We start from the raw sequence: 17,040 nt of genomic DNA, 5'->3' as shown, positions 1-17,040 counted from the left end.
CCAGTGGCTACACCCTCGATCTTTGCGGTGTGACACATGGCGCTTTCTCGGCTGAAGGCGGTCCCACAATGGGCACGCGCCGTGTGCGTGTCATCCATCCCTCCCCCGCTGCAGTGATCATCCGCGCTATGATTCGGGCCGTTGCCTGTCCGAATCGCCAAGGAGCCTTCCTGCATGTTCGACTTCTCCGCTCAGCTCAAGCAGCGGTTCGCCGCTCTGCAGAGCAGCGCCCCGTTTTTCTCCCTGCGTTACGTCAAACAGACCAGCCAGCATTTGTCGGTGCGCAAGAACGTTGCCGAGCCGCCGCAATTGAGCATCGACGAAGGCGCGATGCTCACCGTGCGCGTCAATGGCGTCGAAGCCTATGCGGCCACCAACGACATTTCCCAGCGCGGGCTTCAATCGGCGCTGGAACAGGCGGAAATTCAAGCGCGGCAACTGGCCCCGCATTCCCTCCTCGACCTGCACGACCACGGTGTCGCCACCGCCCGTGCCGATTACCTCTCGCCCCACCTGCAGAACGCGTTTCCATCGCTCAGTGATTGCTACGCCCTGCTCAATGCCGAATCCGCGTCGGTGCCCAGGGACGAACGCTTGGTCAACTGGCAGGTGAGCCTGGGGCTTGAGAACGTCGAGCAGATCTACCTCAACAACGCCGGCGCCGAGATTCGCCAGGCCCAGCGCTTCGTCTTCCCTGGCCTGACCGTCACGGCTTACGACGGCCAAGACAGCCAGACCCGCAGCCTCGGTCGCGAGAACTTCGGCCAGCAGGGTGGCGCGGAAGTCATCGCGTCCTGCGGGATCATTGGCGCCGCAGTCAACGTCGCCGATCAGGCGCTGCAACTGGTCATGGCGCCGAACACGCCCACCGGGCCGCGCGACCTGCTGCTGACGCCCGACCAGATGACCCTGCAAATCCACGAATCCATCGGCCACCCGCTGGAGCTGGACCGCATCCTCGGCGATGAGCGCAACTACGCAGGGACCAGCTTCGTCAAAGCCAGTGACTTCGGCAGCCTGCAATATGGCTCAAGCCTGCTCAACGTGACCTTCGACCCGGAGATCCCCGAGCAACTGGCGAGCTACGGCTTTGATGACGATGGCACGCCGGCGAGCAAGCAATTCCTGATCAAGGACGGCGTACTGGTGAGGCCGCTGGGCGGCGCGCTGTCGCAATACCGCAGCGGTATGGAAGGCGTCGCCAACAGCCGCGCGTCGAGCTGGAACCGCGCGCCCATCGACCGCATGGCCAACCTCAACATCGAGCCGGGCGACAAGTCGATGGCGCAGCTCATTGGCGACACCGAGCACGGCATTTTGATGAGCACCAATCGCTCGTGGTCGATCGACGATGCGCGCAACAAATTCCAGTTCGGCTGCGAGTGGGGTCAGTTGATCGAGAACGGCGAACTCAAGGGCGTGGTGAAGAACCCGAACTACCGCGCGATCTCCGCCCAGTTCTGGCGCGACCTCAGCGCGGTCGGCGACGCCAGCACCTTCAAGGTCCTTGGCACACCCAACTGTGGCAAAGGCGAGCCCAATCAAGTGATCCGTGTGGGGCATGCCTCGCCCGCTTGCGTGTTCGCGAGCGTTGATGTTTTCGGAGGTGACGCATGATGTCCCATCAAGCGCAATTCAAGGCCCTGGCCGAGTGGCTGCACGGCGCAGTCACCGCGGACGAGCGCTATACCTTGAGCTACGACGCCGAAGCGTCGGACTTCATCCGCTTCAACCACGCCAAAGTGCGTCAGGCCGGTCACGTGCAGCAGGCCAGCGTGACGTTCAAGCTGATCGCCGCAGGCCGCCACGCCAACCTTAACCTCACGCTGTCAGGCGATGGCGAGGTGGATCAGCAACGCCTGAGCGAAGCCCTGCTTCAGTTGCGGGAAACCCTGACGCTGTTGCCGGAAGACCCGTATCTGCAACTGAACGACGAGGCGTGGCAGAGCAGCAACGTGCAGGAGACGCCGTTGCCGGACAGCGCCCATGTCGTCGAGCAGATCGCGCAACTGGGCGAGGGGCTGGATCTGGTCGGCATCTACGCGGCCGGGCCGATCTACCGCGGCTTCGCCAGTTCCAGCGGTGCGCTGGGCTGGCATCAGGCCAACAGCTTCAATGTCGACTGGAGCCTGTTCCACGAGAACGGCCAGGCGGTGAAAGCCAACTACGCCGGCCACACCTGGACCGACGACGGCTTTGCACGGCGCTTCGCCCTGGCCCGTGAGCAATTGACGTTTCTTGGACGCCCGGCCCACGTCCTCGCGCCCGGGCAATACCGCGCCTATCTGGCGCCTGCCGCGCTGGAAGAAGTGATGGGCATGCTGTGCTGGGGTGGATTCTCTGCGCAGTCGCTGGCCGACAAGACCAGCCCCTTGCAGCGGCTGTACGACGGCCAATCCACGTTGAGCCCGTTGGTGAGCCTGAACGAGCAGGTCAGCGGCTCGTTGTCCCCTGCGTTTTCCGGCGAGGGTTATCCGCGCATGGACCTGTCGCTGGTGGCCGAAGGCGTGGCCCGGGATCGCATGATCGACTCGCGCAGCGCCGCCGAATACGGCCTTGTGGCCAACGGCGCGGGCTGGGGCGAGTCGCCGAGCGCGCTGAGTATGGACGGCGGTTCGCTGGCGCTGGATGAGGTGTTGAAAGCATTGGGCACGGGCCTGTACATCAGCAACCTGTGGTACCTGAATTTCTCGGATCGCACCGCCGGGCGCATCACCGGAATGACGCGCTTCGCCACGTTCTGGGTGGAAGACGGGCAGATCAAGGCGCCGGTCAACACCATGCGCTTCGACGACAGTCTCTTCAGCCTGCTGGGGACGGCACTGGAACAACTGACCACAGACAGGGAACTCCTGCTGTCGACGAGCACCTACAGTCAGCGCCAGACCGCCTCGAATCTGCTGCCGGGCGCGCTGCTGAGTGGGTTGACGCTGACGCTGTAACGCCGACGTCTACCTGTGGGAGCCGGCTTGCTGGCGAAAGCGGTGGTCAGTCACCTCAAGGGTGTCTGATTTAATGCATTCGCCAGCAAGCCGGCTCCTACGGAATGCGACCACAAGCGGGACCTGCCGCGCGACAGGCAGCCCGCGATAGCAACAATCGATCAAGCACGAGCAACCACAAGGACCCTCGATCCACATGCCGACCTCAACACCGCAGCTGGACGCCCGCACCCTGCGCTGGATGCCATGGGTCATTGCCATCGCCTTTTTCATGCAAAGCCTGGACGGCACGATCCTCAACACAGCGCTGCCTTCCATGGCCGGCTCGCTGGCGGAAAACCCGCTGCGCATGCAGTCGGTGATCATCGCTTACATGCTGACCATCGCCCTGCTGATTCCAGCGTCGGGCTGGATTTCCGACCGTTTCGGCATCAAGCGCATCTTCTTCAGCGCCATCCTGCTGTTCAGCTTCGGCTCGTTGCTGTGCGCGGTGTCCAACTCCCTCGGCATGCTGGTGGGCGCACGGGTGATTCAGGGCCTTGGCGGTGCGTTGATGATGCCGGTCGGCCGGCTCATCGTGCTGCGCGCCTATCCCCGAACCGAGCTGGTGCGCACCTTGAGCTTCATCACCATGCCCGCCCTGCTTGGCCCGCTGATGGGCCCAACAGTCGGCGGCTGGCTGGTGGAATACCTGAGCTGGCACTGGATCTTCCTGATCAACCTGCCGGTGGGGATTCTCGGCTGCTTCGCCGTGCGCAAGTTCATCCCCGATCTTCAGGGCGGCGGACGCACGCGCTTCGATCTGGCGGGGTTTGGGCTGTTTGGCGCCTCGATGGTGCTGATCACGATTGCCATGGAAGGGCTTGGCGAACTGAACCTCCCGCACTTGCGTGTGGTGATGCTGCTGTTTGGCGGCATGGCGTGTCTGGCGGCGTACTGGTTGCGCGCCAGTCACGTGGAAGCGCCATTGTTCTCTGCTCGGCTGTTCAAAACCCGCAGTTTTGCGGTGGGCATCATGGGCAATCTGTTTGCCCGACTGGGCAGCGGCGCCCTGCCGTTCCTGCTGCCGCTGATGCTGCAAGTCGCCCTGGGTTACTCGCCTTCTCACGCCGGTATGAGCATGATTCCCCTGGCCCTCGCGGCGATGTTCGCCAAGCCGCTGGCAACCAAAGCCATTGAACGGCTGGGCTATCGCATCGTGCTCACCGGTAACACGCTGCTGCTGGGTATTCTGCTGGCGAGCATGGCGCTGGTCACTGCCGACACGCCGTACTGGCTGCTGCTGATTCATCTGGCGTTTCTGGGCGGGGTGAACTCGCTGCAGTTCTCGGCGATGAACGCGGTGACGCTGATCGATCTCGATGACGCCAGTGCCGCCAGCGGCAACAGTCTGCTGTCAGTAGTTGCGCAGTTGTCCCTGAGTCTCGGCGTCGCCTGTGCGGCGGCGTTGCTCGGTGGGTTCAGCGACGACGTGGCCGCGGGCGACGTCAGCGATGTCCTCGGTGCGTTTCAGCTGACCTTCCTGTGCGTCGGCGTGCTGGCGATGCTCGCAGCGTCGATCTTCCTGCAGCTGTCGCCCCGCATGGCCCCCGAAGCACCGGCGCGCAAACCGCAACCGGAGCCCGAGATCGAGGCGTGATTGACTCACCATTTATCGCGCGCGCCCCCAAGGCGGGGGCCGCGACCTGATACACTGCGCGACATTTTGTTTTGCAGGCCCGTCCCGTGACTAACACCGCTTTTAACTCACTGCCCCTTTCCGCCGCCATGCTGGCTAACCTGGAGTCCCTTGGTTATGCCGAGATGACGCCGATTCAGGCGCAGAGCCTGCCGGTGATCGTCAAGGGGATGGACCTGATTGCGCAGGCCAAGACGGGCTCCGGCAAGACCGCTGCATTCGGCATCGGCCTGCTCAATCCGATCAATCCGCGCTACTTCGGCTGCCAGGCGTTGGTGCTCTGCCCAACCCGCGAGCTGGCCGACCAGGTGGCTAAGGAAATCCGTCGTCTGGCGCGTTCCGAAGACAACATCAAAGTCCTCACCCTCTGCGGCGGCGTGTCGTTCGGCCCGCAAATCGGCTCGCTGGAGCACGGCGCGCACATCATCGTCGGCACGCCGGGTCGCATTCAGCAGCATCTGCGCAAGGGTTCCCTGGTACTGGACGGCCTGAACACGCTGGTGCTGGACGAAGCCGACCGCATGCTCGACATGGGTTTCTACGACGCCATCGCCGACATCATCGAGCAGACGCCCAAGCGTCGCCAGACTCTGCTGTTCTCGGCCACCTATCCGGTCGGCATCAAGCAGCTGTCCTCGAAATTCATGCGTGACCCGCAGACCGTCAAGGTCGAAGCGCTCCACGCCGACAGCCAGATCGAACAGATCTTCTACGAAATCTCCCCCGAGCAACGCCTCGAAGCGGTGGTCCGTGTGCTCGATCATTTCCGTCCGCAGTCCTGCGTGGCGTTCTGCTTCACCAAGCAGCAGGTTCAGGAAGTGGTCGATCACCTGACCGCCAAAGGCATGTCCGCTGTCGGTCTGCATGGCGATCTGGAACAGCGTGATCGCGATCAGGTGCTGGCGATGTTCGCCAACCGCAGCACCTCGGTGCTGGTGGCCACTGACGTCGCCGCGCGCGGTCTGGACATCGATGGTCTGGACATGGTGCTCAACGTCGAGCTGGCGCGGGATTCGGAAATCCACATTCACCGCGTCGGCCGTACCGGTCGTGCGGGTGAGACCGGCATCGCCGTCAGCCTCGTTGCTCCCGGCGAAAGCCAGCGCGCCCGCGCCGTTGAAGAGCTGCAGAAAGCGCCGCTCAACTGGCAGCAGTACGACCAACTGGAGCGCAAGGAAGGCGGCAAGCTGCTGCCACCGATGACGACGCTGTGCATCGGCTCGGGCCGCAAAGACAAACTGCGCCCTGGCGACATTCTTGGCGCGCTGACCGGCGAGGCCGGCATTCCAGGCACTCAGGTGGGCAAGATCGCGATCTTTGATTTCCAGGCCTACGTCGCCGTGGAACGCAGCATGGCCAAGCAGGCACTGGAGCGTTTGAACAACGGCAAGATCAAGGGCAAATCCTTGCGCGTTCGGATCTTGTAAACACCCGCAATACCGCATCACGCCCATTCGCGAGCAAGCTCGCTCCCACGGAGCCCCGCGAACCAGCGGGGGTGGAGTTCACCTACAAGTGAGCGACATCATGACTCCCTGTGGGAGCGAGCTTGCTCGCGAAGGCGTCAGCGCAACTTACATAGATCAATAGCTGTTAGAGGACACCGCTTTGCCCGTTACTGACGTTGTGATCATCGGCGCCGGCGCCGCAGGTTTGATGTGTGCATTCACGGCCGCCCGGCGCGGGCGCAAGGTCATGTTGATCGATCACGCCAACAAGCCAGGCAAGAAAATCCTCATGTCGGGCGGCGGGCGCTGCAACTTCACCAACCTGTACACCGAGCCCGCCAACTTCCTCTCGCAGAACCCGCATTTCTGCAAATCGGCGCTGGCCCGCTATACCCAGTGGGATTTCATCGAACTGGTGGGCAAGCACGGCGTGCCGTACCACGAGAAGAAACTCGGCCAGCTGTTCTGCGACAACAAGTCCAGCGACATCCTCAATCTGCTGCTCGCCGAATGCGACACCGCTGGCGTGAGCCTGCACATGGACACCTCGGTGCAGAGTATCGAGAAAGCCGACAGCGGTTATCTGCTGAAAACCACTCTGGGCGAACTCCGTTGCGAGTCGCTGGTGATTGCCACGGGCGGCCTGTCGATTCCAACGCTGGGGGCGACCGGTTTCGGTTATCAGGTCGGCAAGCAATTCGGCCATACGCTGTTGCCTACCCGGGCGGGCCTGGTGCCGTTCACCATCACCGATCAGTTGAAAGAGCTGTGCACCGAGCTGACCGGCACGTCGGTCGACTGCCTGGTGAGCTGTAACGACGTCAGCTTTCGCGAAAACATCCTGTTCACCCACCGCGGTCTGAGTGGGCCGGCGATTCTGCAGATCTCGTCTTTCTGGCAGCCGGGCGACACGGTGGAAATCAACCTGATGCCCGACCACGACGCCCCCAGCTGGCTGACCGAGCAACAGGCCGAACGCCCGAACAGTGAACTGAAAACGCTGCTCGGCGAGATTTTCACCAAGAAAATGGCCAACCTGATTGCAGAGCAGTGGTTCGTGTCCAAGCCGATGAAGCAGTACACCCACGCCGAACTGGCCGACATCGCCACCAAACTGGCGAGCTGGCAGGTGGTACCGGCGGGCACCGAAGGGTATCGCACGGCGGAAGTGACACTGGGCGGCATCGACACCCGTGAAGTGTCGTCGAAGACCATGGAATCCCTTAAATCGCCGGGCCTCTACTTCGTCGGCGAGGTGCTGGATGTCAGTGGGCATCTGGGCGGTTTCAACTTCCAGTGGGCCTGGGCGTCAGCGTATGCGGCGGCGCAGTACGTCTGAGCATTCATTGCAGGCAAGCTCACACCGGCACAGACGCACGCGATCTTTGTAGGAGCAATCGGAGTTTACGACGGTCGCGACGAGGCCGAGCCAGGCGATACACATTCAGTGCCTGACCATCCGCCTTCGCGACCGTCGTTACCTCCGATGGCTCCTACAAGTGCGCGTCGCACATGACAGAGTTACAGTCAGGGTTAAGGTGCGTTTTGGAGCATTGGCATCCGCTGCCGGAATAAATTTTGCCAACCGGATGTACAGCGCGCATCCGGCGCTGTACATATCCCTCAGCAAAATCAATCGCGAACAAGGCCGTCAGCGTTCATGGCATCGACATCGTTGCGCAATACATTCCGCCGTCTCTGGGCGCTGGACAAGTTTTCCTACAGCGTGCGGGTTTTCATCGCGCTGACCGGCAGCATGGCGCTGTGCTGGTACCAGAACGAGATGTCCCAGTTGATCCCGCTGTTCCTCGGGATTATCGCCAGCGCCCTGTCGGAGACCGATGACAGCTGGCAAGGCCGCCTCAATGCGCTGGCCGTGACGCTGGTGTGTTTCAGCATCGCGGCGCTGTCCGTGGAGCTGCTGTTCCCCTACCCCGTGGTGTTCATCTGCGCGTTTGCCTTCGCGGCGTTCTGCCTGACGATGCTCGGCGCGCTGGGTGAGCGCTATGGCGCGATTGCCTACGCGACGCTGATTCTCTCGGTCTACACCATGATCGGCGTCGATCAGCGCGGCGGGGAAGTCACCGATTTCTGGCACGAACCCATGCTGCTGGTGGCAGGCGCCGCGTGGTACGGCCTGCTGTCGGTGCTGTGGCAGATGCTGTTTTCCAATCAGCCGGTGCAGCAGGCGCTGGCCCGACTGTTTCGCGAGCTGGGCCTGTACCTGAAGCTCAAATCAGAGCTGTTCGAGCCGATTCGTACCCTGGATATTGAAGCCAAGCGCCTTGAGCTTGCGAAGCAGAACGGCAAGGTCGTCGGCGCGCTCAACGTGACCAAGGAAATCATCCTTAACCGCGTCGGCAGCGGTCGCCCGGGCTCGAAGGTCAGTCGCTACCTGAAGCTGTACTTTCTGGCCCAGGACATCCACGAACGGGCCAGTTCGTCGCACTATCCCTACAACTCCCTGGCCGAAGCGTTTTTTCATAGCGACGTATTGTTTCGCTGCCAGCGCCTGCTGCGCCAGCAAGGCCGCGCCTGCCGTGACCTGTCGGCGTCGATCCAGCTGCGCCAGCCGTTCATCTATGACGACAGCTTCGCCCACGCGCTGAATGATCTGCGCGCCTCCCTCGAACACCTTCGGATTCAGAGCAATCCGGCGTGGCGCGGGCTGCTGCGTTCGTTGCGGGCGCTGGCCAATAACCTTGGCACCCTCGACCGGCTGCTCAGCGATGCGAGCAATCCCGACGCCCTGGCCGACGCTACTGACAGCAGCCTGCTGGACCGTTCGCCGCGCAACCTCAAAGACGTCTGGACGCGCCTGCGCCTGCAACTGACGCCGACCTCGCTGCTGTTCCGTCACGCCCTGCGCCTGCCGTTGGCGCTGGTCATCGGCTACATCATGGTTCACCTGATTCACCCGTCCCAGGGGTACTGGATCATCCTCACCACGGTGTTCGTCTGCCAGCCAAGCTACGGCGCCACGCGACGCAAACTCGGGCAGCGCATCATCGGCACGGCCATTGGCCTGACGGCGGGCTGGATTCTGTTTGACCTGATCACCACGCCAGTTCTGCAATCGATGTGCGCGGTGCTGGCCGGCGTGGTGTTCTTCGTCAACCGGACCACGCGCTACACGCTGTCGACGGCGGCGATCACGGTGATGATTCTGTTCTGCTTCAATCAGGTCGGCGACGGTTACGGCGTGTTCCTGCCGCGCCTGCTGGACACGCTGCTGGGCAGCCTGATCGCCGGCCTGGCGGTGTTCCTGTTCCTGCCGGACTGGCAAGGTCGCCGGCTCAACAAGGTGCTGGCCAACACGCTGTCGTGCAACAGCATTTACCTGCGCCAGATCATGCAGCAATACGCGAACGGCAAGAGTGACGATTTGGCCTATCGACTGGCCCGCCGCAACGCCCATAACGCCGACGCGGCGCTGTCCACCACACTGGCCAACATGCTCATGGAGCCGGGGCATTTCCGCAAAGAGGCCGACGTCGGTTTTCGCTTTCTGGTGCTGTCACACACCCTGCTCAGTTACCTGTCGGGGCTGGGCGCGCACCGCGACGCACCGCTGCCGCCTGAAGTGCGCGAGCAACTGATCGAGGGCGCCGCAGCAAGCCTTGCCGCGAGCATCGATGAGATCGCCCAAAGCCTGGCGATGCGTGAGCCGGTTGCCGTGCAAAGCGATGCCGAAGAAGCGCTGGCGACGAGCCTGGAACAGATGCCGGAAGAAATCGATGAAGGCCAACGGCTGGTGCAAACCCAACTGGCGCTGATCTGCCGTCAGCTAGGCCCACTGCGCACGCTGGCGGCGCACTTGATCAAAGAGCCGGTCAAAGAACCCGACATCACAGACCGTGCAGCTTGATGAGCTTGTCGTACGTGCCGTCCGCTTTCATGTCGGCGATCGCCTTGTCGAAATCCATAACGATCTGCTGGTGATCCGCCCGCTTGAGGCTCACCAGCACATGCAGACTGTTTTCGCTGAGTGATTTGGGCAGGAAATCGACGTCGGCCTGCACGTCTGCAGGCTCGCGTTTGAGGGCAAACCGCGCCGCGTACTCGTCTTCCACCGTCAAGTCGACCCTGCCCGCAGCGAGCATCCTGACGGCGATCGAGAAACTCGCCACCGGCACCTTTTCCAGGTTGGCATCGGCGTCGAATTCCGGCGAATAGGCGTAGCCGCGCACCACTGCAATCGAATAGCCGTGCAGCTGGGACAGGGTCTGAAATTCAATGGAGGCGTCTTTGCGTTTCAGAAAACGCAGGCGGTTGATCAGGTAAGGCGCGGAGAACACGCCAATGCGCGTGCGGTCTTCGCTGTACCAGGCGTTGATGACGATGTCATACCGCCCTTCGCTCAGCCCATGAATCGCCCGCGCCCACGGGACTTGTTCGTATTCGGTGTCGTAACCGGCGCGACCCAGCGCCGTGCGAATCAGGTCAGTGGAAAGCCCGTCGTGCAGCAATGACACGTCGGCATAGGGCGCCCACGCATCGCCGGCGAGACGCAATGTCTGCGCGACCGCGCCTTGGGCTATCAGCATCATTCCCAACAGCCCTGCGGCGCACAGCAAACGCATCATGCTCAGCTTCCTTGTGGCAACTGGCCTTCAGTGAAGACTCATTTTGAGCTTTGCACAACTGGTAACACTGTGATGTTTGTGCAGCAGTTCAACAAAATGACACACCGTTAACCGCACCCTCCGTCTCGCCCGGTTTGCCCCGAATTTGGGCTTGCGCCGATATGCGTTTAGTATCCGGCATCCACTTCTTCTCGCAGGCCGGCGTCATGTCTATCAACTGGATTTGCAAACACCATACCGACCTTGGAAAAGAGCAGCTGTACGCCATCCTGCAACTGAGGGCGCAAGTGTTCGTGGTGGAGCAGAAATGCTGGTATCTGGACGTCGACGGTCAGGATTTGCTGGGCGATACCTGCCATCTGATGGCTTGGCAGGATGATCAGCTGGTCGCTTACCTGCGCCTGCTGGACCCGATTCAGCAGAACGGTGACGTGACCATCGGCCGGGTGGTAACTGCACCATCGATGCGCAACAAGGGAATGGGCCATGAGCTGATGGTTCAGGCGCTGAAGCACGCTGAGCTCCAATGGCCGGACCAGCCGATATTCCTCTCGGCCCAGGCGCATTTGCAGGGCTACTACAGCCGCTACGGTTTCAATCCGGTGGGCGAGGTCTACGTCGAGGACGGCATTCCTCACATCAGCATGCGTCGCGATCTGGACTGATCCGGCATCTGAACCCCGATGGCTCTTGCCGGGCCGGATCCATCCGGACTCGGACGACTTGTAGGACCAGTTGTAGGACCGTTGTAGGACCGGCTTTAGCCGGGAAGCTCTTGAATCAACGCCCCTGACACGACGTCACGGATACCCCAGCACCGTCTTGATGGTCTGCAGATTCCCTTCGATCCAGCGACGGTCAATCGCGCCCCAGTCACGAACCCGGTAACCGCCGGCGTGATTGCGGGCGCCATCAAGTTGCTCGAACTCGCAGACAATATCCAGATCAGCCAGCGCCGCAATGGTGTCCTGGGCGGTGCGACGGGGCATGCCGGTGACGTCGGTCAGGGCCGGGACGCTGCTGGCGATGCCGCTGTCGATCAGATACGCCACATACAGGCGGCGATAAAAACTGCTCTTGGTCTTGCTGACTTCCATCAAAACTTCCTTGAAAAGCGTTAGCGGTTGATCAGCGCACGGCCGTCTGCATGTCTCGCCAGGTCAGGTAGATGCGCAGGTCGAATTCCAACTGGTGATAGCCCGGCTGCATGTGTTCGCACAATTGATAAAACGCCTTGTTGTGGTCCGACTCTTTGAAATGCGCCAGTTCGTGGACCACGATCATCTTCAGAAATTGCGGCGCCGCCTCCTTGAACAACGCCGCCACCCGGATTTCCTTTTTGGACTTGAGCTTGCCGCCCTGCACCCGCGACACCGTGGTATGCAGGCCCAGCGCTCGGTGGGTCAGGTCGAGGCGGTTGTCGAACAGCACTTTGTCGATGTTTGGCGCGTTGCGCAGGTATTCCTGTTTGAGCGACAGGGCGTAGGCATACAGCGCCTTGTCGCTCTGGATTTCGTGACGATCCGGGTAACGCTGCTGCAGATAATCCGTCAGCCGGTTCTGCGCGATCAGTTGCCGAACCTGATCCTGCAGGCCTTCGGGATAGGCCTGCAGGTATTTGAGCGGCATGGGCGTGGTGACAGTCATGGTCGAACCGGGTCGCAGGAAAAGCGCGAGTCTACCGCGTCAGTCCTGGCCGAGCAGCTGTAACGCGATCGGCAGGTCGACCGGCTCGACGAAACGCTCTGCCTCCAGGGGCGGCATCGGGTGAGCGATGAGAAAGCCCTGAATGATCTGGCAGCCGTTGTCGACCAGCCACTCATACTGCTCGTAGGTTTCGACGCCCTCGGCAATCACCTCGATATCGAGCATGCGACACAGGTCAATGATGCTGCGCGCGACGGCCAGGTCTCGGGGCGATCCCAGCATGCCGCCAATGAAGTGCCGATCGAGCTTCAGGGTGTCCAGATCGAGGTTACGCAGGTGGGCAAGGGAGCTGTCGCCTGCACCGAAATCATCCAGCGACACGCGCACGCCGATGTCATGCAGGTTCTGCAGCTGCTTGCGGCTGTGCACCAGGTTATGGACCAGCGAGGGCTCGGTGAGCTCGATTTCCAGCTGCCGGGGTTTCAGGCCATGTATCTGCATCGCACGTTGCAGCTCGGCCGCAAGATTGGGCAGGCTGAATTGCGCCGGGCTCACGCTGACGCTCATGATCAGATCGTCCGGGAATACGTCGCTCCAGCGTTGGCGCTGCGCCGCACCCTGCTCGAAAATCCAGCTGCCGAGCTTGTTGATCAGCCGCGTCTCTTCCAGCAGCGGGATGAACACGCCTGACGGCACGTCGCCCGCGTCCGGATGGTGCCAGCGCAGCAGCGCCTCGAAGCCCCGGGTCTTGCCGGTGACGACATTGACCTGCGGCTGGTAGACCATGGAAAAGTCTTTGCCGTCGATTGCCGTGCGCACGCTCTCTTCGAGCATCAGACGCGAGCGCGCGCGACCGTTCATGTACTGATCGAAAAAACGATATTGCTGACGCCCTGCCCGCTTGGCTTCGTACATGGCAATGTCCGCCGCACGCAGCAGGCCATCCAGATTGGCGCCGCAGTCCGGGTAGACCGCGATGCCGATACTGGCTCCCAGCGTGGCTTCGACCCCGTCCACCAAACGCCGCGCGGACACACGCTCGATCAGCTTTTCGGCGACCTTGGCAGCGTGTTCGGGGAAATCCAGCCCGTCGATGACCACCACGAACTCGTCGCCGCCCATCCGCGCAAGCACGTCGTAAGGACGCAGGCAGTCTTTCAACTGCGCGCCGACCCACTGCAACACCTGATCGCCGGCGTCATGGCCCAGAGAGTCGTTCACATCCTTGAAGCCGTCGAGGTCCAGGTACAGCACAACCAGGTATTTGCCGGCATGCTCATTGCGCAGCAGCATCCCTTCGACCGTCTGATAGAAACCACGGCGGTTCAGCAGACCGGTGAGCGAATCCGTCACGGCCTGGTGCTCGAGCTGACTGTAGAGGTCACGCACCACTGACATGTCGAGCACGCTGAGCACCATGGCACGCTGCTCGGCGGGCAGCGGCGCGCAGGACAACGAAACCGGGACCTGACGCCCCTCGGGTGTTCGCAACACGGCGTCGTGGACGCGGTAGGTGTCGGCACGGCGATAGTGATGATAAAAGCCGGAGTCGACCCATTCCCCGACGCTGGGCTCGTGCAAATAGGCGCGCAACGCGGTGCCGCGCAGCTCGCCGTCAGTCATGCCCAGCAAGCGGCAGATCGCCGGATTGGCGAAACTGACAACGCCGTCTTCGGACACCACAAGAATGCCTTCGGCCACGTTCGCCAGCACCGAGGCGTTGAATGCCCGCGCCGATTCAAGCTCGCGGCTCAGCTTCTGCAGGGCACGCCGATTGTGCTGCTGCTCAAGAAGCGCCTGAACCTTGGGCCTGAGAATATTGGGATCGAAGGGCTTGAACAGGTAATCGACTGCGCCGCTGGCGTAGCCCTTGTGCACCGAGTCGCGGGATTGTTCGTTGGCAGTGAGAAAGATGATCGGCGTCAACCGCGTTCGCAGACTGCCACGCATAAGGCGGGCGACTTCGAAACCATCCATGTCCGGCATTTGCACATCAAGCAGCACCAGATCGACATCTCGGTCCAGCAAAATACCCAACGCTTCCATGCCTGAGGCAGCGGTGATGATTTCCCGGTCCTGTCGCTGCAGGACTGCGCACATGGTCACCAGATTTTCCGGGTAATCATCAACAACCAACAATACTGATTTGCCACTTAGTGGCAGGGACTGCACGCATTCCATGCTGCTACTCATCATTCACTTTACTGCCCGGGGAACGTCCCCGCTGAGGGCCTGATAGGCCATTACTCTAGCTTCGATTGGGGAAAAAAGAAGGCGGCCATAGTAGCGCCATCCAAAAAGTGCCATCCAACCGACTAACGGTAACGGCGCTGAATGTCAGGAGGACTCTGCGCTGCGGCTCAAATAGCGGCACTTTGACGTCAACCATCCGACAGATTCACGTTAACAAACGCGCCGTGGAACCGTATAAAAAGCTGCCCCCAACCCCCTTTCGCCCGCAACTTTGCTGGCAATGAGACATATCGGACGACTAGACATGATTGATTTGGGAACGTGGAATCTGAGCATTCCAGTGGGCTCGCCCCCCGCCACTATCGAGACACAGCAACTGCTTCAAGGTTACGACGGCAAGTACTTCAAGTCCGGCTCATCGAACATCACATTCTGGGCACCGGTCACCGGAAGCAAGACCGCCAATGCGATCTACCCACGTACCGAATTGCGCGAGACCTGGTCCAACGGCACGCTGCACAACTGGTACTACCAGGACGCCGACAATTACCTGAATGCCAAGCTCAAGGTCCTTCAGGTGCCGTCCTCCGGCAGGGTGGTCATCGGTCAGATCCACGTCTACGAAAGCACGCAGCCCCTGCTGAAGGTCGAATATCAGTACCTGGAAGCGACGCACATGGGCAACATCGTCGCCAAGGTCCGCTATCACCCCGACGACAAAAAAGCGCGCGTAATCACGGTGGCGGAAAACGTCAGCCTGAACGAGACGTTCAATTACGTGATCCACCTGAATAAAGCCGGGTTGCTCAGCGTGACCGCCCACGGGATGGGCTGGAACGACCGGATCAGCGCCACCTGGAGTAAACAGCAGCTTTACTTCAAGGCCGGGGTCTATACCCAGGATCACACTGGCTATACCAGCGAAGGCGGCAAGACCATGTTCTTCAACCTGGACGCCGACCACAACTAAATCGGGTGCGGTCGCTCAAGAGCCCGAGCGTTGACGTCGCGCGGGCTTTGAGCAGGCGGCCTTTACGCCGCCTTGTACTCTTTTTCTGCTGCTTCAAAGCGCGTCAGCATGCCCGGCGTCGGGCCTTTACCGACGACGCTGAACAGCACGATCGCGATGCTGGCGAAGATGAAGCCGGGGATGATTTCGTACAGGCCCAGCAGCTCGAAGTGCTTCCACACCACGACGGTAATCGCGCCGACGAGAATCCCCGCCAGCGCGCCGTTGCGGGTCATGCCTTTCCAGATCACCGAGATCAGCACCACTGGCCCGAATGCCGCGCCGAACCCTGCCCAGGCGTAGCTGACCAGACCCAGCACGCGGTTTTCAGGATTTGCGGCCAAGGCGATCGCGATCAGCGCAACCAGCAGCACCATGGCCCGGCCTACCCACACCAGCTCTGTCTGGGACGCGCTTTTGCGCAGAAAGGCTTTGTAGAAGTCTTCGGTCAGCGCACTTGAACAGACCAGCAACTGACAGCTCAGCGTGCTCATGACCGCCGCAAGAATCGCCGACAGCAGCACACCGGCGATCCACGGATTGAACAGGATCTTGGCCAGCTCGATGAAGACGCGCTCGTGGTTTTCAGTCACGGGCCCTGCCACCTCCGGATGCGCCGAAAAGTACGCGATGCCGAAGAAACCCACGGCAACGGTGCCACCCAGACAGAGGATCATCCAGGTCATGGAAATACGGCGGGCCTTGGCAATCGACCTGACCGAGTCAGCGGCCATGAAACGCGCCAGGATGTGCGGCTGACCGAAGTAGCCCAGGCCCCAGCCCATCAGCGAAATGACGCCGATGAAAGTGGTGTTCTTGAGCATGTCGAAGTTGCTCGGGTCCTGCGCTTCGATGGCCATGAACGTGGTGTCGACGCCACCGGTCGCCAGCAGCACGATGATCGGCGTAAGGATCAGCGCGAAGATCATCAGGGTGGCTTGCACGGTGTCTGTCCAGCTGACGGCCAGGAAGCCGCCGATGAAGGTGTAGGCGATCGTCGCCGCAGCGCCGGCCCACAAGGCGGTTTCGTAGGACATCCCGAACGTGCTTTCGAACAGCCGCGCGCCAGCGACGATGCCGGAGGCGCAGTAGATCGTGAAGAACACCAGAATCACGATGGCGGAAATCACCCGCAGCAGGCCGCTGTTGTCTTCAAAGCGGCTGGAGAAGTAATCCGGGAGGGTCAGCGCATCGCCGTTGTGCTCGGTCTGTACCCGCAGGCGACCGGCGACGAACAGCCAGTTCAGGTAGGCCCCGATGATGAGCCCGATGGCGATCCAGCTTTCCGACAGACCGGACATGTAGATCGCGCCCGGCAAGCCCATGAGCAGCCAGCCGCTCATGTCAGATGCACCGGCTGAAAGCGCCGTGACCACACTGCCGAGGCTGCGCCCGCCGAGAATGTAGTCCGAGAGATTATTGGTGGAGCGGTAGGCCATGAGTCCTATGAGGACCATCGCGGCGATGTAGATCACGAAGGTGATCAAGGTAGGGTTGCTGACACTCATCGGTTAGGTTCCGGCGTTGTTTTTATAGG

13 protein-coding genes are annotated in these 17,040 nt (G+C 61.5%); 8 read left to right on the top strand and 5 right to left on the bottom strand.

Annotated features, from left to right (window positions below):
* Positions 1-174 precede the first annotated feature (174 nt).
* The 6 genes from QWI18_RS05290 to yccS all read left to right on the top strand — a co-directional run bounded on the left by QWI18_RS05290 (position 175) and on the right by yccS (position 9,936).
* Positions 175-1,617, top strand: a complete 1,443-nt coding sequence (locus QWI18_RS05290; RefSeq protein ID WP_369318348.1) for a TldD/PmbA family protein — start codon at positions 175-177, stop codon at positions 1,615-1,617.
* Positions 1,617-2,942, top strand: a complete 1,326-nt coding sequence (locus tag QWI18_RS05285; protein WP_369318362.1) for a TldD/PmbA family protein — start codon at positions 1,617-1,619, stop codon at positions 2,940-2,942. Before QWI18_RS05290 ends, QWI18_RS05285 begins: the two co-directional genes overlap by 1 nt.
* 196 nt (positions 2,943-3,138) lie before the next feature.
* Complete coding sequence (mdtD, locus tag QWI18_RS05280) at positions 3,139-4,581, top strand: multidrug transporter subunit MdtD (protein ID WP_369318347.1); 1,443 nt, start codon at positions 3,139-3,141, stop codon at positions 4,579-4,581.
* Between the two features lie 86 nt (positions 4,582-4,667).
* On the top strand, positions 4,668-6,047 hold the full coding sequence (gene dbpA / locus QWI18_RS05275) for an ATP-dependent RNA helicase DbpA (protein WP_296311166.1): 1,380 nt from the start codon (positions 4,668-4,670) through the stop codon (positions 6,045-6,047).
* Positions 6,048-6,228: 181 nt separating this feature from the next.
* Positions 6,229-7,407: an NAD(P)/FAD-dependent oxidoreductase gene (locus QWI18_RS05270; protein WP_369318346.1), complete on the top strand. Its 1,179-nt coding sequence runs from the start codon at positions 6,229-6,231 to the stop codon at positions 7,405-7,407.
* Between the two features lie 321 nt (positions 7,408-7,728).
* A complete protein-coding gene (yccS, locus tag QWI18_RS05265) occupies positions 7,729-9,936 on the top strand; it encodes a YccS family putative transporter (RefSeq protein ID WP_065986569.1) in 2,208 nt (735 codons plus the stop codon).
* Here yccS and QWI18_RS05260 read toward each other — a convergent pair.
* Entirely contained in the window at positions 9,917-10,654 is a 738-nt protein-coding gene (locus QWI18_RS05260; protein WP_369318345.1) for a substrate-binding periplasmic protein, read from the bottom strand. The two genes, yccS and QWI18_RS05260, sit on opposite strands and share 20 nt — an antisense overlap.
* Positions 10,655-10,860: 206 nt before the next feature.
* Here QWI18_RS05260 and QWI18_RS05255 point away from each other — a divergent pair, with 206 nt between their 5' ends.
* Complete coding sequence (locus tag QWI18_RS05255) at positions 10,861-11,319, top strand: GNAT family N-acetyltransferase (protein WP_192130954.1); 459 nt, start codon at positions 10,861-10,863, stop codon at positions 11,317-11,319.
* A 135-nt stretch (positions 11,320-11,454) separates the two neighbouring features.
* Here the strand turns inward: QWI18_RS05255 and QWI18_RS05250 are convergent, their stop codons facing one another.
* The 3 genes from QWI18_RS05250 to QWI18_RS05240 are packed head-to-tail and all read right to left on the bottom strand — an operon-like array spanning position 11,455 to position 14,482.
* Complete coding sequence (locus QWI18_RS05250; protein ID WP_192130952.1) at positions 11,455-11,751, bottom strand: helix-turn-helix domain-containing protein; 297 nt, start codon at positions 11,749-11,751, stop codon at positions 11,455-11,457.
* 31 nt (positions 11,752-11,782) lie between these two features.
* The gene (locus QWI18_RS05245) at positions 11,783-12,301 is read right to left on the bottom strand and encodes a YgjP-like metallopeptidase domain-containing protein (RefSeq protein ID WP_065986574.1); all 519 of its coding nucleotides are present in this window, start codon (positions 12,299-12,301) and stop codon (positions 11,783-11,785) included.
* A 39-nt stretch (positions 12,302-12,340) separates the two neighbouring features.
* Positions 12,341-14,482 carry a bifunctional diguanylate cyclase/phosphodiesterase gene (locus tag QWI18_RS05240; protein ID WP_192130950.1) on the bottom strand — a complete coding sequence of 714 codons (2,142 nt, stop codon included), beginning with the start codon at positions 14,480-14,482 and terminating at the stop codon, positions 12,341-12,343.
* 316 nt (positions 14,483-14,798) lie between these two features.
* On the opposite strand from QWI18_RS05240, the gene QWI18_RS05235 reads away from it, so the two are divergent.
* A complete protein-coding gene (locus QWI18_RS05235) occupies positions 14,799-15,464 on the top strand; it encodes a polysaccharide lyase family 7 protein (protein ID WP_065986578.1) in 666 nt (221 codons plus the stop codon).
* 62 nt (positions 15,465-15,526) lie between these two features.
* Here QWI18_RS05235 and putP read toward each other — a convergent pair whose 3' ends face one another.
* Positions 15,527-17,011 (bottom strand): sodium/proline symporter PutP, encoded by a 1,485-nt coding sequence (putP, locus tag QWI18_RS05230; RefSeq protein WP_065986581.1) that lies wholly within the window; start codon positions 17,009-17,011, stop codon positions 15,527-15,529.
* Positions 17,012-17,040: the final 29 nt, after the last annotated feature.

Origin of the sequence: Pseudomonas sp. W2Oct36, from assembly GCF_041060465.1 — a bacterium.
Classification (GTDB): Bacteria; Pseudomonadota; Gammaproteobacteria; order Pseudomonadales; family Pseudomonadaceae; genus Aquipseudomonas; species Aquipseudomonas graminis_B.
This window is presented reverse-complemented; position numbering and strand designations above follow the sequence as displayed.

Coding starts and splice junctions, on each gene's coding strand:
- QWI18_RS05290 (WP_369318348.1), top strand. CDS start 175: ATGTTCGACTTCTCCGCTCAGCTCAAGCAGCGGTTCGCCGCTCTGCAG.
- QWI18_RS05285 (WP_369318362.1), top strand. CDS start 1,617: ATGTCCCATCAAGCGCAATTCAAGGCCCTGGCCGAGTGGCTGCACGGC.
- mdtD (WP_369318347.1), top strand. CDS start 3,139: ATGCCGACCTCAACACCGCAGCTGGACGCCCGCACCCTGCGCTGGATG.
- yccS (WP_065986569.1), top strand. CDS start 7,729: ATGGCATCGACATCGTTGCGCAATACATTCCGCCGTCTCTGGGCGCTG.
- QWI18_RS05260 (WP_369318345.1), bottom strand. CDS start 10,654: ATGATGCGTTTGCTGTGCGCCGCAGGGCTGTTGGGAATGATGCTGATA.
- QWI18_RS05255 (WP_192130954.1), top strand. CDS start 10,861: ATGTCTATCAACTGGATTTGCAAACACCATACCGACCTTGGAAAAGAG.
- QWI18_RS05250 (WP_192130952.1), bottom strand. CDS start 11,751: ATGGAAGTCAGCAAGACCAAGAGCAGTTTTTATCGCCGCCTGTATGTG.
- QWI18_RS05245 (WP_065986574.1), bottom strand. CDS start 12,301: ATGACTGTCACCACGCCCATGCCGCTCAAATACCTGCAGGCCTATCCC.
- QWI18_RS05240 (WP_192130950.1), bottom strand. CDS start 14,482: ATGGAATGCGTGCAGTCCCTGCCACTAAGTGGCAAATCAGTATTGTTG.
- QWI18_RS05235 (WP_065986578.1), top strand. CDS start 14,799: ATGATTGATTTGGGAACGTGGAATCTGAGCATTCCAGTGGGCTCGCCC.
- putP (WP_065986581.1), bottom strand. CDS start 17,011: ATGAGTGTCAGCAACCCTACCTTGATCACCTTCGTGATCTACATCGCC.